The sequence below is a fragment of the Erwinia sp. GW821-FHT03D09 genome, assembly GCF_059420805.1.
In genome coordinates this window covers 3,893-18,520 of record NZ_JBWKUK010000005.1, presented here as the reverse complement: position 1 = coordinate 18,520, position 14,628 = coordinate 3,893, and the positions used below count along the sequence as shown (strand labels likewise).

Below are 14,628 nucleotides of genomic sequence, written 5' to 3'. Positions count from 1 at the left end.
AACTTCCCCTTAACGCTCTTCGTGAATCAGGCTGCCGCTGAGAATACAGAACACACCCATCAGATCCGCATGGCGAATGGTCACCGCGGCCTGCTCATTAACTTTTGGCTTAGCGTGGTAGGCAATGCCCAGCGCAGAGGCCTTGATCATCGGTAAATCGTTCGCACCGTCACCCACCGCGACCGTTTGCTCCGGCGCAATGTTAAACCGCTCGGCCAGGCGCTTCAGCGTATCGGCTTTATACTGCGCATCAACGATATCGCCCAGTACTTCACCGGTCAGTTTACCGTCGCGGATCTCCAGCACGTTGGCGGCAACGGCCGACAGGTGCAGGGTGTCGCGCAGGTGTTCGGCATAATAGGTAAAGCCGCCGGAGGCGATCGCTACCTCCCAGCCCAGCGCCTGCAGTTTCTGCACCAGCGAAGTCAGGCCCGGCATCAGCGGCAGCACATCGCGCACCTGTTTGAGAATATTGGCATCGGCATCTTTCAGCGTGGCCACGCGCTGGCGCAGGCTGGCGGCAAAGTCCAGCTCGCCGCGCATCGCGCGTTCGGTAACTTCAGCCACCAGCTCGCCGCTGCCAGCCAGCTTGGCAATTTCATCAATGCACTCGATTTCAATCGCCGTCGAATCCATATCCATCACCAGCAGACCCGGCGTTTTCAGATGGGGAATGCGCCCCAGCGGCGCAACGTCCAGATCCAGTTCATGGGCAAGCTTAGTGGCGCGCGGCGTGAGTGAACCGGCCAGGCGCAGCACCTGATAATCTTCCACACCCCAGGCACTGACGATCACCATCGCCGCACCCAGACGATGCTGATAATCCGTCAGGCGGGCTTTGTCGAGCTGACGCCCATACAGCAGCCAGCCGGTTTGGCTCGCGCGGTAGTCCAGAGGCATCACTTCATCACCGCTGAGAGAAAGAGGTAACCCCGGCCAGAGAGAGACATCGGAAGGCAGGTCGCACCAGGTCAGACTATTTGGCATTACAGCTCCTGTAGGGACTTAATAACTACGACAGAACGACGATAAAGCTGGCAAGAGGCTACCCTGTTAGCCCGCCTTCTGGCAACATAAAGCAGGTCTGTCTGTCTATTTTTTGAAGGGTCACGATGGCAAAAGCCAAACTTAAATTCCGCCTGCATCGAACGGTGATTGTGCTGATCTGCCTGGCGCTGCTGGTAGTGCTGATGCAGGGCGCGTCCTGGTTCAGTCTTGGCCGCCAGATGGCCCGCTCGGGGCAGGTTGAAGAACTGGCCCAGACGCTGACCCGGCAGGTAGCCTGGACCCTGACGCCGCTGATGGAAAACGCTGACGATAATCACCAGAAAATCGTTGATACCCTCGACCAGCTCACCCATGAAAGCCGCATTCTCGACGCCGCGGTCTACGATGATGCCGGCGGCCTGATCGCCCGCAGCGGTGAAACCATTAACGTGCGCGATCGCCTGGCGCTGGACGGCCAGCGCGCCGGCAGCTATTTCAATCACCAGATTGTCCAGCCGCTGACCAGTAAAGAGGGCCCACGCGGCTTTCTGCGCGTTACCCTGGATACCCACGTACTGGTCACTGAAGCCAAGCAGGTGGATAACACCACCAATATTTTGCGGCTGATGATGCTGCTGGCGCTGGCTATCGGCATTATTCTCAGCCGTACTCTGCTGCGCGATCGCCGCACCCGCTGGCAGCAGTCGCCGTTCCTGCTGACCGCGAATAATCCCCTCAGTGAAGACAGCGACACTAAGAGTGAAAATGATTCTTCTACCGGCGATGCGACAAAAGACGCGTCTGGCGGCCCTGCAAGCAAATAGAGCTATTCCTCAGGGATAGCCCGTCCTGTTCTGTACAGATTTTCCGTTCCGCAGCATGTTGTTTACCGGTAAGGCGCATAAGCGCCGCCTTTGTGCACCCAGTAAACTTAAGGAGAAACATATGCAACGGAACTCTCTGATTGCCGTTCTGATCGCCACCGCCGGCTTGTATTTTTCAAGCGCAGCCTTTGCTGACAGCGTTCCAAAAGGCCTCACCGTCTACGCGACCGAGAAAGGGCAGACCTCAAGGTCTGAGGGCGATCTTAACAACTACGGTAAAACCTTCGAGGTCACGTTGGAAAACCTGACGTCAAATTCGGTCGATCTGAATACTATTTGCCTGCGCGGCTATTCCCACGAGGGCAAAGAATTTCCGGTTGCCCGGGTTCAGGAGGCTCTGACCAAAGGTAAGCTTAAACCGCAGAAAAAAGTGACCGGCCTGGCAGTATTCTCCGCGGCTGATGACAGCGTTTTCGACGTCAATCAGTTGAAGATCGCACATAACTGCAGCTAAAAACGCGCAAGACACAGGGAAATAGCGAGGCTGGCGAATGCCAGCCTCAGCGGGGAATTACTCTTTATCACCCAGCAGAACCGACTCCAGCGCGATCACAACCATATCGCTGAAGGTCGTCTGGCGCTCGGCAGCAGTAGTCTGCTCGTGAGTGCGGATATGATCGGACACGGTACAAATCGCCAGCGCTTTTGCGCCGAACTCGGCGGCAACGCCGTAGATACCGGCCGCTTCCATTTCCACGCCCAGGATGCCGTATTTTTCCATCACGTCGAACATCTGTGGGTCAGGGGTATAGAACAGGTCGGCGGAGAAAATGTTACCGACGCGAGCATCCACACCCAGCGCTTTCGCTGCATCCACCGCGTTGCGCACCATATCGAAGTCAGCAATGGCTGAAAAATCATGGTCTTTGAAACGCATACGGTTCACTTTGGAATCGGTGGAAGCACCCATACCAATCACCACGTCGCGCAGTTTAACGTCGGCGCGTACCGCACCGCATGAACCTACGCGAATAATTTTTTTCACGCCGAATTCAGTGATCAACTCTTTCGCATAGATTGAACAGGATGGAATGCCCATACCGTGGCCCATTACGGAGATTTTGCGGCCCTTATAGGTGCCGGTATAGCCCAACATGCCGCGCACGTTGTTTACTTCTACCGCGTCCTGCAGGAAGGTTTCCGCGATATGCTTCGCGCGAAGCGGGTCGCCCGGCATCAGAACCACGTCAGCGAAATCACCCATCTCAGCGTTAATATGAGGTGTAGCCATGTTTTAATCCTTATTAATCAGGCCAGGCTTATGCCCGGCCGGTTATGAGTAGTATTACGTGTTGTCGCCCGTTCGGGCGCCAGCATTACTTCAACAGGTTTTTGCCGTAGTCCATCGGTGACAGGCCAAAATAGCTGGCTACCGTCTGGCCAATGTCAGCAAAGGTGTCGCTATAGCCCAGGTAGCCCGGCTTCACGCCAGGACCATAGATCAGCACCGGAATATGTTCGCGGGTGTGTTCGGTTCCGGCCCAGGTCGGATCGCAGCCGTGGTCGGCGGTGAGGATCAGAATATCGCCCTCTTTCACCCATTCCATCAGCTCCGGCAGACGGCGGTCAAACAGCTCAAGCCCGCCCGCATAGCCCGGAACATCGCGACGGTGGCCCCAGGTAGAGTCAAAGTCAACGAAGTTGGTGAACACGATGCTGTTGTCCGGCGCGGTTTTCATTTCCGTCACGGTGGCGTCAAACAGCGCGTCCAGACCGGTGGCTTTCACTTTTTTAGTGATACCAACGTGCGCATAAATATCGGCAATTTTACCCACCGAGATCACCTCGCCGCCCTGCTCATCCACCAGTTTTTTCAGGATGGTTGGTGCAGGTGGCTCTACCGCCAGATCATGGCGATTGCCGGTACGCTCAAAGTGCCCGGCCTTATCGCCTACAAACGGACGCGCGATCACGCGGCCAATGTTGTAGCCGCCTTCGGTCAGCACTTCGCGGGCGATTTCACACAGTTCGTAGAGGCGGTCGAGGCCAAATGTCTCTTCGTGGCAGGCAATCTGGAACACCGAGTCGGCAGAGGTGTAGAAAATCGGCTTGCCGGTTTTCATATGCTCTTCGCCCAGCTTGTCGAGGATCACCGTTCCGGAAGAGTGGCAGTTACCGAGATAGCCCGGCAGGTTAGCTTTTTCCACCAGCAGATCCAGCAGATCCTGCGGGAAGCTGTTTTCCAGATCGCTGAAGTAGCCCCAGTCAAACAGCACCGGCACACCGGCGATTTCCCAGTGGCCCGAAGGCGTATCTTTACCGGAGGAAAGCTCGCTGGCGTAGCCGTAAGCGCCAATGATTTCCGCGTCTTTATCCAGACCCAGCGGGAATTTCCCCGTCGAGGCTTCTGCGGCTTTACCCAGACCCAGTTTAGTCAGATTAGGCAGGTTGAGTGGGCCTTTACGCCCTTTATCTGCTTCACCCTTGAAGCACGCCTCGGCAATGTGTCCGAGGGTATCCGAGCCTTTATCACCGAATTTATCGGCGTCTTTACTGGAGCCTATTCCAAAGGAATCAAGCACCATAATAAATGCACGTTTCATCCTGATCTCCTGCGCGATTTTCGCGATGAGCGTTAAAAAAATGCGATCAGAACAGAATACCGCTTATTGCGAGATTCTGCGATAGATAACGGGTGTTTTCTCGGGCTGCGTTTCAGACAGCGCGATCGCCGCTTTGACAGCAGTAGCCGCTTCCTGCCAGCTCTCTTCGCTGGAAGCATGGATCACAGCCAGCGGCTGCTGGCCGTCCACCCCCGTGCCAAGGGCCGCGACGTCGCTCAGACCAACGCTGTAGTCAATACTGTCACTGCTGCTGCGGCGGCCACCGCCCATTGACACCACCGCCATGCCCAGCGCACGAGTATCCATTGCGCTGACGATACCGGCTCGATCGGCGTAAACCGCTTTGCTCAGCGTCGGTGCGGGCAGATAGCTGTCCATACGCTCGATAAAATCGGTCGGGCCTTTCTGCGCGGCCACCATACGGGCAAAGATCTCCGCGGCGCGGCCGTTATCCAGTACAGTCTGCAGTTTTGTCTGAGCGTCTTCCACCGAATTGGCCAGGCCACCGGAAATCAGCATCTCGGCACACAGCGCCATGGTGACTTTCAGCAGGCGTGGGTTGCGATATTCACCGGTCAGGAACTGCACCGCTTCACGCACTTCCAGCGCGTTACCGGCGGTAGAAGCCAGTACCTGGTTCATGTCGGTCAGCAGCGCGGTGGTTTTGCATCCGGCGCCGTTCGCCACGCCGACGATGGACTGCGCCAGCAGTTCGGACTGTTCGAAGGTTGGCATAAACGCGCCCGATCCGACTTTCACATCCATCACCAGCGCATCCAGCCCTTCGGCCAGCTTTTTGGCCAGGATCGAGGCAGTGATCAACGGGATCGAATCCACGGTAGCGGTAATATCGCGTGTGGCGTAGAAGCGCTTATCCGCCGGTGCCAGCGAGTTGGTCTGCCCGATGATCGCTACGCCAACCTCTTTAATGATCTGACGGAAGCGATCGTCCGCCGGGAAGATATCAAAGCCAGGGATCGCTTCCAGCTTGTCCAGCGTGCCGCCGGTATGGCCGAGGCCGCGGCCGGAGATCATCGGCACATAGCCGCCGCACGCCGCGACCATCGGCCCCAGCATCAGTGAGGTGACGTCGCCAACGCCGCCGGTGGAGTGCTTGTCTACGACCGGGCCATTGAGGTTCAGCGACTTCCAGTTCAGCACCGATCCGGAATCACGCATGGCCATGGTCAGCGCCACGCGCTCCGGCAGTGTCATATCGTGGAAGTAGATGGTCATTGCCAGCGCGGCAATCTGCCCTTCAGAGACGGTATCATCGCGCACGCCGTTGATGAAAAAGCGGATTTCTTCTTCGCTCAGCACCTGTCCGTCACGTTTTTTTCGAATAATTTCCTGTGGCAGAAACACGGTAACCCCCAATAAGTTTAGTGTGGCCGCCGGGCGGCTCGGTGCTTGTTGTGTACATTACATTGCGTCGCCTGCCGGAATGGCGATCTACGCTGGCTGGCGGTGTCTGTGGTCCGGGCCGGTCCTCACGCCGTTTTGCGGTGCCTTCACTCCGCTCGTCAGCCTGTCGGACCGGCTCAGACGGCACATCCTTGTGCCGACCGAGCCTTGCCCCCGCGTCCTGCGGGCGCATCCTGGCTTCCTCTCTCCGTTCAGCGCTGCGGATTGCCCTTGCCACAGACACCGCCAGCCCGCTTTGTTTCGTTAGTGTCGTCTTTGTGAAACACCAGGTCTGATGCTTGTTTGCATGCTGTGTCTACTGCATCGAATTTCTAATGCACTCAACGATCGGCACACCGGATTGACTCGATCCAGGAACCCGTCAGTCCGCTTTGTTCCGCTGGTTTCGTCTTTGAAAAACAGCAACCGAGATGCGTGATGGTGACGGGCCTCTGCGGTGGCTTGATGGCAATCCGCAGCGCTGAGGCGAAGGCAGCTGGCCCGGAGACGGCAGCAGGGACGCTGACGTCAGGCGATGCGCGGGCAGGACGCCCGCTCATTGCTGATCCGTAAGGCCAGATGCCGGAGCCGAGGGCACCGCGCAAAGCGCGGCGCGAGGACCGCCATCAAGCCACCGCAGAGGCACGAAACACTCTCAGCAACCAAAGCGACTAAATCGACCTTCCGACCCAATAACCTTAGCGCTACAGCCAAGACCAACCGTATCCGCTACGCCAACGAAACCCGCCCCATCAAAACGAATACGCGATTAATATTTGCTATCGCTGCTCGCACCGGCAAAACCCGCCGCGTTCAGCAGGCTGGCCAGCAGGCTTGATGCGCCAAAGCGGAAATGACGCGCGTCGGCCCAGCCGCTGCCCAGAATGTCATCGGCCAGCTTCAGATACAGTGCCGCATCATCAGCAGTACGCACGCCGCCCGCTGGCTTAAAGCCAACCTGCTGCTGCACGCCCTTCTCGGCAATCACCCGCATCATAATCTCGGCCACTTCCGGCGTGGCGTTCACCGGCACTTTACCGGTTGAGGTTTTAATAAAATCAGCACCCGCATCGATCGCAATAGAAGATGCATTGCGGATCAGTTCTGCCTCTTTCAGTTCTCCGGTTTCGATAATCACTTTCAACAGTACGCCAGCCGCCACGCAGGCCTCTTTACAGGCTTTAACCAGCTCAAAACCGACGGTTTCGTTACCGGCAATCAGCGCGCGATACGGGAATACCACATCGACTTCATCAGCGCCGTAGGCAATAGCCGCACGGGTTTCCGCCAGAGCTATCTCAATATCGTCATTGCCGTGCGGGAAGTTGGTCACCGTGGCAATGCGGATCTCCGGCGTGCCCTGCTCACGCAGCGCCTTACGAGCTACCGGAATAAAGCGTGGGTAAATACAGATTGCCGCCGTGTTACCCGCCGGGGATTTCGCCTGATGGCAAAGGGCAATGACCTTCGCGTCGGTGTCATCTTCGTTCAGGGTGGTTAAATCCATCAGCTTCAGCGCGCGCAGCGCCTGCGTTTTCACATCGGACATGGTTCTCTCCAGAAAAGGGGGATTAAGGGTCAGGCCTGACGCAACCACCACCCTGCAATGTTAGAATAGTAACACTACGATAGAGTGATTTTTGTATCATGGCTCACAATAAGGCGCTTTATCTTTCAGAATTATTGCATTTAATGTTAGATAAATCACGCATTATCCGTGTTCGATCCCTGTTATCGGCCTGTTTCGGGCAACATAACATTGTAATGTTACAATAATAACATTTAGTGTGACAAGGAAAGTGAACTGCACTGCCCCTGCTATCAGGATAGTGGTTACAGGGCAAACAGCGCGCGGGTGTTTTCTCTGATGGTTTCAGCAATAAGCTCGGGGGATTCAGAACGTAGCTCGCACAGGCTTTGCCAGACGTTTTTCACGCGTTCAGGCCGGTTAGGCTGTCCCTGAAAGCCCTGCAGCGGCATATCGGGCGAATCCGTTTCCAACAGCAGCGAACTCAGCGGCAGACGGGCGATGGCGTTGCGGGTTTTACTGGCGCGAGGGTAGGTAATGGTACCGCCAACGCCGATAGCATAGCCTGCACGAATAAACGCCAGCGCCTGCTGCTCGCTACCGGCAAAACCGTGGACGACGCCACGGCGCGGTACTTCAAGACGGCGGAGATGCTGCGCCAGCCGATCGTGCGTGCGGCGCGAATGCAGGATGACCGGCAGATCGTAATCACGCGCCAGGCGAAGCTGAGCATCCAGTACCATCTGCTGGCGCTCAAACTGCGGGTTATCGATATATAGATCGAGCCCCATCTCACCCAGCGCGACCAGCTTGTCAGGCCGCTGGCGCAGGATCTGCTCCAGGGAAGCCAGCGCCCGATCGTCATGCTCATCGATCGCCATCGGATGCAGCCCCAGTGCGGTATATACCGGGCGATAACCGGCAGCCAGCACCAGCACGCGATCGAAACGCTCAGCCGACACGCTGACGGCGATAATTTTCTCCACGCCGGCTTCCGCCGCCAGCCGCAGGCTTTCCCGCTCGTTGCCGACAAAAGGGGGAAAATCGAAATGACAGTGGGTATCAACAAATTGCAGGCTCATGCCAGGGACCCTTTATCCAGTTCGCTGTCAAAACCCGCGGCCGGATCGACAACGATCCCCTGACGATCGGGTTCGTTCGCCACCGGAGCAGGTGGAACGACGGCCTTAGGATGCAACTGCCCGCCGCCAAGCCACTGGCCGAGCGTGGCGAGGAAATAACGCCCGCAGCGACGGCCAAGATGATAATCCTGATTCAGTGAAACCACCCGGCTGCCCAGCGCGTTACTGGCAAGCGCGCGCGGCGGATAGATTTCAATAACGCGCAGTCCACCGGGCGGGGAATCAATAAAGCTCTGGATCTGATGATAGCTATCCTCGTGCAGCTGCAGGATGTTCACCAATGGCTGGAGCGCACTGTCGCTCAGCCAACGCTCGATGCGCTTCACCCACTGCGGCGTATAGGTCATCTGCGACGGCACGGTGCGGATCACTACAATGGTATCAGCTCCCAGACGTGCGGCTTCACGCACCGGGATGGCATCACTGATGCCGCCGTCCAGATAGCTGACGCCGGACAGATCCACACCGTTGCGATACAGCCCCGGGATCGCACTTGAAGCCTTAATAATATCATGCCAGCTGTCGGCGTCGGGCGAGAAGTAGTTCGCCGCGTAATCGTCGCTGCGGCAGGCACACATATAGAATTCACGGCCGGAACGGAACAGTTTTTCCCCGGCATCCAGCGCCAGCGGAAACTCCTTGCGGGTGATTTCCACCAGCCAGTCGAGGTCAATCAGATTGCCGCCGCGTACAAAGCGCAGCGGATTAAAGAACTGACTGCTGGTGGTGTAGCGGGTGATCACCCGTCGGGCGTAGCCAGGCTGGCCGCAGACGTAGGCAGAAAGATTTTGCGCACCGGCGGAGGTACCAAGCAGGAGATCGAAAGGATTAAAGTGAGCACGCTGGAATTCATCCAGTACGCCAGCGGTGAAGATACCGCGCTGCCCACCGCCTTCACACACCAGGGCAAGGGTGCCCGGTCGGAAAGGTTTAAGGCCCAACGGCGCTATATTGCCGAGGGTTATCGGGATGCGTTTGCCCAAGTCAGGTATCCTCTTAACACAAGAACCCCAGAGGATACCTGGTCTCAGTCACGCCCGTAAGGCGCTTTTTGCTTTTTGTTGCAATTCGATTTAATTGTTTTGGCTACTAGAGCTTCTTACGTCCGGTAAACAGACTCACCAGGAAGATAATAATACCTACAACGAAGACGAGTTTTGCCGCCCACGCCGCAGTACCAGCCAGACCACCAAAACCTAACGCAGCTGCAATCAGCGCGATAACCAGAAAGATAATGCCCCAACGAAACATAAGCTTTTCCTTACCACCAAAGTTGAAATCGAACGGCTTGCATCTCTTCCCGATCCGGCATCGGCTAACCTCCGCCGGAATCAGTCCGGGATGTCATTCAGCTCAGCAACAACAGGCTGACTGAATATCCTTTTTGCTATTTAACGCTCAGATCGTTCTTCACACTTTTAACGCCATCAATGGCTTTGGCGATTCCTTCAGCGCGCTCGGACTGCGCCTGAGTTTTCACCGTACCGGAAAGCTGGACCACACCGTTGGTGGTTTCAACTTTCACATTGCGTGACGGCACGATGTCATCAGCTAAAAGTTTAGCTTTAATTTCGCTGGTCGTTGCCGCATCACCGGCAAAACCGCTTACGCTCTGTTTGGTGCTGTCTTTTACGTGCAGTTTATCGCTGACGGATTTGACGCCCTCAATTCCCTTAGCCAGCGCGACTGCCTTTTCGGCCTGATCCTGAGAGGATACAAAGCCGCTTAGCGTCACCACGCCTTCATGGGTTTTAACGGAGATATCCGTACTTTTAATCGCTTCATCATCTACCAGCGCCGCTTTAACTTTCGCCGTCACGCCGCTGTCATCCATGTAGTTACCGACTTTCTTCATAGAGCTATCGATTTTTGAACCCGCACTGTCAGCTGAGCTTTGCACTTTATTCATCATGGACTCTTCTGCCATTGCAGAACCGCACACCAGCGCAGAACCTACCAGTACAGCCATCAGAGTTTTTGCAATCTTAGTCTTCATCATCGATTCGTTCCTTTTATCTTCATCACTCACAACCGTGAGCTTTTCAGCTACAAACGGCGTAGCTACAGTTCTCAGTTTCGGTTGTCCATCACCGTTAATATCGCAGCAGTCGCTGCGGTCCTTTTTGCGTCCTGTAGAAATGAATATAGTCAGGAATCAGGATTTCACCGGATAAGACAGAGGAATTGATGGCTAAAACAGCAAAATAAAGGGGTTTTAGGAGTAGTCTGTAACGAAAAAGGGGGCGGCCTGCTGTGCAGATCGCCCCCCTTTCATATCATTTCCTGCTAACCAGCAGGTGCGTAAACCCCGGGATTAGTGCTCGCGGGTTTTACGGAACACCACATCAGGATAGCGTTCCTGGGTGATATTCAGATTCACCATCGTCGGTGCAATGTAGGTGAGATTGTCACCGCCATCGAGCGCGAGGTTAACTTCATTTTTACGCTGGAACTCATCGAATTTCTTCACGTCGCTGCACTCCACCCAACGAGCGGTAGAGACGTTCACCGATTCGTAAATCGCTTCGACGTTGTATTCACTTTTCAGGCGCGCAACCACCACGTCAAACTGCAGCACACCCACAGCCCCCACGATCAGATCGTTGTTGTGAACGGGACGGAATACCTGAACGGCACCCTCTTCCGACAGCTGAACCAGCCCCTTCAGCAGCTGCTTCTGCTTCAGCGGATCGCGCAGGCGAATACGGCGGAACAGTTCAGGCGCGAAGTTCGGAATACCGGTGAACTTCATGTTCTCACCCTGGGTAAAGGTGTCGCCAATCTGGATGGTGCCGTGATTGTGCAGGCCAATGATATCGCCCGGATAGGCTTCTTCCACGTGGGAGCGGTCACCGGCCATAAAGGTCAGTGCGTCGGCAATCACCACATCTTTACCGATGCGAACCTGACGCAGCTTCATGCCTTTTTCATACTTGCCGGACACTACACGCAAAAATGCCACGCGGTCGCGGTGTTTCGGGTCCATGTTGGCCTGAATCTTGAACACGAAGCCGCTGAATTTCTCGTCGGCAGCGGTGACGGTGCGCTGATCGGTTTCACGCGGCATCGGTGATGGCGCCCACTCAACCAGACCGTCCAGCATATGATCCACGCCAAAGTTACCTAACGCGGTACCGAAGAAGACCGGCGTCAGCTGGCCTTCAAGGAAAGCATCACGATCGAACTCGTGGGAAGCGCCCTGCACCAGCTCCAGCTCGTCACGCAGCTGCGCGGCCAGGTCTTCACCAATCGCCGTATCCAGCTCAGGATTATCCAGCCCCTTCACGATGCGAACGTCCTGAATAGTGTGGCCTTTACCGGTCTGATACAGGTAGGTTTCGTCTTTGTAGAGGTGGTAAACGCCCTTAAACAGCTTGCCGCAGCCAATCGGCCAGGTGATAGGCGCACAGGCGATTTTCAGCTCGTTTTCCACCTCATCCATGACTTCCATCGGATCGCGGATATCACGGTCCAGCTTGTTCATAAAGGTCAGGATCGGCGTATCGCGCAGACGGGTCACTTCCATCAGCTTGCGGGTACGATCCTCAACACCTTTCGCGGCATCGATCACCATCAGACAGCAGTCCACTGCCGTCAATGTACGATAGGTATCTTCCGAGAAGTCTTCATGCCCCGGGGTATCCAGCAGGTTAACCAGGCATTCGCGATACGGGAACTGCATCACGGAGGTGGTGATTGAAATACCACGCTGTTTTTCCATCTCCATCCAGTCCGATTTCGCGTGCTGGTTAGAACCGCGGCCTTTTACCGTACCGGCAGTCTGGATTGCCTGTCCGAACAGCAGCACTTTTTCAGTGATAGTGGTTTTACCGGCATCCGGGTGGGAAATGATGGCAAAAGTGCGGCGGCGGGCCACCTCTTGCATAAAGGGTGCATTAGACATGAAGTTCTTCTGAGCCAATTAATCGTTAATGGCCGGCATTTTCGCCGATTCTGTCGTCAGAAACAATGCAGAACGCCGCTTAATCGCCCGAAAGACTCGCCGCTGCTCAACCAGGCCTTTTAAGCCGCCCTCTTTCAGCCTCGCAGATACCGCGCACGCAGCATCCCTCCAGGTGGTCGTTCACCAAGCCCAGCGCCTGCATCAGCGCGTAAGTGGTCACTGGCCCAACCCAGCGCCAGCCGCGTTTTTTTAACGCTTTCGACATCGCTTCTGCTTCCGGCGAGGTGTTATTGCCCTGCCAGTAGTGAATATCGACCGTCTGCGGGCGCGCTTCCGGCTTCGGTTCAAACTGCCAGAACCAGGCGGCCAGCGACCCCGCTTCCGCCACCATTTCAATCGCGCGCTGCGCATTATTAATGGTGGCAAGGATCTTCGCCCGGTTGCGAACAATGCTTTTATCCACCATCAGCCTGACGATATCGGCCTCGTTAAAGCCCGCCACGATTTCGAAATCAAACCCGGCAAAGGCCTGGCGGAAATTCTCTCGCTTGTTGTAGATCATCTGCCACGACATACCGGAATGAAAACCTTCCAGGCTGACCTTTTCAAAAATCAGCCGATCGTCAGTGACCGGCCTGCCCCATTCGCTGTCGTGGTAATCGGGCATCTGTGGCTGCCAGTAGCAGCAGGTGCGGCCTCGCGCATCAACGATCAGTCCCGTTTCATGTTGCGCATCGTTCTTCTCGTGTTTCATCTTCACCTCATTCCATTACGGTGCTCGTTGCGGATAAATGCAGTTCGGTTAGCAATGCTATATCTAAGCAGAGAAAAATGCGGCATTTGGCTTTTAGCGTGACCGTCCGCTATTTTTATTTCACCTGCGGCATCAGAGCCGACTCACTTCTTAACAAGGGTATCGCGTTATGAGCACCAACGACTATCAGCCAGCAAAAGTCTGGAGCGAAAATAAGGCACTGGGCGGCACATGGGGCAGCATCAACCGCCCGACGGCGGGTGCACGCCACGAAGCCACTCTGCCCATCGGTAAACATCCTCTGCAATTGTACTCGCTGGGCACGCCTAACGGACAGAAAGTCACGATTCTGCTGGAAGAACTGCTGGCACTGAATGAACACGGTGCTGAGTATGATGCGCACCTGATCCGCATCGGTGAGGGCGATCAGTTCTCATCCGGTTTTGTTGCGGTAAATCCGAACTCCAAGATCCCGGCGCTGCTGGACACGACCACCACGCCGGCAACCCGGGTGTTCGAGTCCGGTGCCATTCTGGTTTATCTGGCGGAAAAGTTTGGCCACTTCCTGCCAAAAGATCCTGCCGGACGCACCGAAACGCTGAACTGGCTGTTCTGGCTGCAGGGCGCCGCCCCTTACGTAGGCGGCGGTTTCGGCCACTTTTATCACTATGCGCCGGTGAAGATCGAATACGCCATCGACCGCTTTACGATGGAGGCCAAGCGCCAGCTCGATCTGCTGGATAAGCAGCTGGGAGAACATCGTTACATCGCGGGTGACGAGTACAGCATTGCGGATATCGCCATCTGGCCGTGGTACGGCACGCTGGTGCAGGGTCTGATATATGAGGCGGCAGAGTTCCTGAATGCGGCGTCGTACAAGAACGTGGTGCGCTGGGCGGATGAGATTGCGCAGCGTCCGGCGGTGAAGCGCGGCCGGATCGTGAACCGTACCTGGGGTCCGGAAGATCAGCAGCTGGTCGAGCGGCATGATGCGTCGGATTTTGCGAAGCTGGGGCTGTAAGTTGCGGTGAGATCTGTGAAAGGGGCGGCCGTTACGGGCAGATCGCCGGGTCGCCGTAAACCCCTCCCTGGGGGCTTGGCTGCCGCATCCTTGCGGCAGACACCCGGCTAACCTGTCCCGTCACGGTTCCCCTTTCAAATCATTGCGTTGCTGCCAGATGAAATCAGTTCTTCCAGCAGCAACACCAAAGCATGCAGGCAATCGGAGGTATCCGGATAAGCGGACCGTCCGAGCACAGGGAAGTGCGAGGCCGAGCGTACAGGGATGTGGCAGCGGGTCCGCGTTCCGGATGCACCCGATACGCCAGACACCAAACATGCAGCGCCAAAATGTTGCCAGAGGATAATCGCTAATCTGATGGTGCAGAGATTTTTCGCGGTGAGATCCGTGAACGGGGCGACCGTTACGGGCAGATCGCCGGGTCGCCGTAAACCCCTCCT

The 14,628-nt window shown here is 56.2% G+C and carries 15 protein-coding genes; 3 read left to right on the top strand and 12 right to left on the bottom strand.

Going from position 1 to position 14,628, the window contains the following annotated elements:
• Positions 1-9: 9 nt before the first annotated feature.
• A complete protein-coding gene (serB, locus tag AC07U6_RS05935; RefSeq protein WP_494761482.1) occupies positions 10-987 on the bottom strand; it encodes a phosphoserine phosphatase in 978 nt (325 codons plus the stop codon).
• Between the two features lie 125 nt (positions 988-1,112).
• On the opposite strand from serB, the gene AC07U6_RS05930 reads away from it, so the two are divergent.
• A complete protein-coding gene (locus AC07U6_RS05930; RefSeq protein ID WP_494761481.1) occupies positions 1,113-1,811 on the top strand; it encodes a YtjB family periplasmic protein in 699 nt (232 codons plus the stop codon).
• 121 nt (positions 1,812-1,932) lie between these two features.
• The gene (locus AC07U6_RS05925) at positions 1,933-2,325 is read left to right on the top strand and encodes a DUF4354 family protein (RefSeq protein WP_494761480.1); all 393 of its coding nucleotides are present in this window, start codon (positions 1,933-1,935) and stop codon (positions 2,323-2,325) included.
• Between the two features lie 57 nt (positions 2,326-2,382).
• On the opposite strand, the gene deoD is transcribed toward AC07U6_RS05925, so the two are convergent.
• The 10 genes from deoD to AC07U6_RS05875 all read right to left on the bottom strand — a co-directional run bounded on the left by deoD (position 2,383) and on the right by AC07U6_RS05875 (position 13,167).
• Positions 2,383-3,102, bottom strand: a complete 720-nt coding sequence (deoD, locus tag AC07U6_RS05920; protein WP_105594813.1) for a purine-nucleoside phosphorylase — start codon at positions 3,100-3,102, stop codon at positions 2,383-2,385.
• An 85-nt stretch (positions 3,103-3,187) separates the two neighbouring features.
• Positions 3,188-4,414, bottom strand: a complete 1,227-nt coding sequence (gene deoB, locus AC07U6_RS05915; protein WP_494761479.1) for a phosphopentomutase — start codon at positions 4,412-4,414, stop codon at positions 3,188-3,190.
• A 63-nt stretch (positions 4,415-4,477) separates the two neighbouring features.
• A complete protein-coding gene (gene deoA / locus AC07U6_RS05910; RefSeq protein WP_494761478.1) occupies positions 4,478-5,800 on the bottom strand; it encodes a thymidine phosphorylase in 1,323 nt (440 codons plus the stop codon).
• 808 nt (positions 5,801-6,608) lie between these two features.
• Entirely contained in the window at positions 6,609-7,388 is a 780-nt protein-coding gene (gene deoC, locus AC07U6_RS05905) for a deoxyribose-phosphate aldolase (protein ID WP_494761477.1), read from the bottom strand.
• 284 nt (positions 7,389-7,672) lie between these two features.
• Complete coding sequence (locus AC07U6_RS05900) at positions 7,673-8,449, bottom strand: TatD family hydrolase (RefSeq protein WP_494761476.1); 777 nt, start codon at positions 8,447-8,449, stop codon at positions 7,673-7,675.
• Positions 8,446-9,492, bottom strand: coding sequence for a patatin-like phospholipase family protein (locus tag AC07U6_RS05895; RefSeq protein ID WP_494761475.1), 1,047 nt, complete (start codon positions 9,490-9,492; stop codon positions 8,446-8,448). Before AC07U6_RS05895 ends, AC07U6_RS05900 begins: the two co-directional genes overlap by 4 nt.
• A gap of 106 nt (positions 9,493-9,598) precedes the next feature.
• Positions 9,599-9,760, bottom strand: a complete 162-nt coding sequence (locus tag AC07U6_RS05890; RefSeq protein WP_105594818.1) for a DUF1328 domain-containing protein — start codon at positions 9,758-9,760, stop codon at positions 9,599-9,601.
• Positions 9,761-9,896: 136 nt separating this feature from the next.
• Positions 9,897-10,508: a molecular chaperone OsmY gene (gene osmY, locus AC07U6_RS05885; RefSeq protein ID WP_494761474.1), complete on the bottom strand. Its 612-nt coding sequence runs from the start codon at positions 10,506-10,508 to the stop codon at positions 9,897-9,899.
• Between the two features lie 315 nt (positions 10,509-10,823).
• Positions 10,824-12,413, bottom strand: coding sequence for a peptide chain release factor 3 (gene prfC, locus AC07U6_RS05880; protein WP_494761473.1), 1,590 nt, complete (start codon positions 12,411-12,413; stop codon positions 10,824-10,826).
• Between the two features lie 106 nt (positions 12,414-12,519).
• The gene (locus AC07U6_RS05875; RefSeq protein WP_494761472.1) at positions 12,520-13,167 is read right to left on the bottom strand and encodes a DNA-3-methyladenine glycosylase I; all 648 of its coding nucleotides are present in this window, start codon (positions 13,165-13,167) and stop codon (positions 12,520-12,522) included.
• A gap of 169 nt (positions 13,168-13,336) precedes the next feature.
• Here AC07U6_RS05875 and yghU point away from each other — a divergent pair, with 169 nt between their 5' ends.
• On the top strand, positions 13,337-14,188 hold the full coding sequence (gene yghU / locus AC07U6_RS05870; RefSeq protein ID WP_494761471.1) for a glutathione-dependent disulfide-bond oxidoreductase: 852 nt from the start codon (positions 13,337-13,339) through the stop codon (positions 14,186-14,188).
• A gap of 134 nt (positions 14,189-14,322) precedes the next feature.
• On the opposite strand, the gene AC07U6_RS05865 is transcribed toward yghU, so the two are convergent.
• A partial coding sequence (locus AC07U6_RS05865) for a hypothetical protein (RefSeq protein WP_494764792.1) occupies positions 14,323-14,628 on the bottom strand: 306 nt, incomplete at its 5' end.

Bases quoted from the DNA above. Each gene is read 5' to 3' on its own strand.
- deoB (WP_494761479.1), bottom strand. From the start codon at position 4,414: ATGAAACGTGCATTTATTATGGTGCTTGATTCCTTTGGAATAGGCTCC.
- deoD (WP_105594813.1), bottom strand. From the start codon at position 3,102: ATGGCTACACCTCATATTAACGCTGAGATGGGTGATTTCGCTGACGTG.
- AC07U6_RS05900 (WP_494761476.1), bottom strand. From the start codon at position 8,449: ATGAGCCTGCAATTTGTTGATACCCACTGTCATTTCGATTTTCCCCCT.
- serB (WP_494761482.1), bottom strand. From the start codon at position 987: ATGCCAAATAGTCTGACCTGGTGCGACCTGCCTTCCGATGTCTCTCTC.
- AC07U6_RS05930 (WP_494761481.1), top strand. From the start codon at position 1,113: ATGGCAAAAGCCAAACTTAAATTCCGCCTGCATCGAACGGTGATTGTG.
- deoC (WP_494761477.1), bottom strand. From the start codon at position 7,388: ATGTCCGATGTGAAAACGCAGGCGCTGCGCGCGCTGAAGCTGATGGAT.
- AC07U6_RS05890 (WP_105594818.1), bottom strand. From the start codon at position 9,760: ATGTTTCGTTGGGGCATTATCTTTCTGGTTATCGCGCTGATTGCAGCT.
- osmY (WP_494761474.1), bottom strand. From the start codon at position 10,508: ATGATGAAGACTAAGATTGCAAAAACTCTGATGGCTGTACTGGTAGGT.
- AC07U6_RS05875 (WP_494761472.1), bottom strand. From the start codon at position 13,167: ATGAAACACGAGAAGAACGATGCGCAACATGAAACGGGACTGATCGTT.
- prfC (WP_494761473.1), bottom strand. From the start codon at position 12,413: ATGTCTAATGCACCCTTTATGCAAGAGGTGGCCCGCCGCCGCACTTTT.
- AC07U6_RS05925 (WP_494761480.1), top strand. From the start codon at position 1,933: ATGCAACGGAACTCTCTGATTGCCGTTCTGATCGCCACCGCCGGCTTG.
- yghU (WP_494761471.1), top strand. From the start codon at position 13,337: ATGAGCACCAACGACTATCAGCCAGCAAAAGTCTGGAGCGAAAATAAG.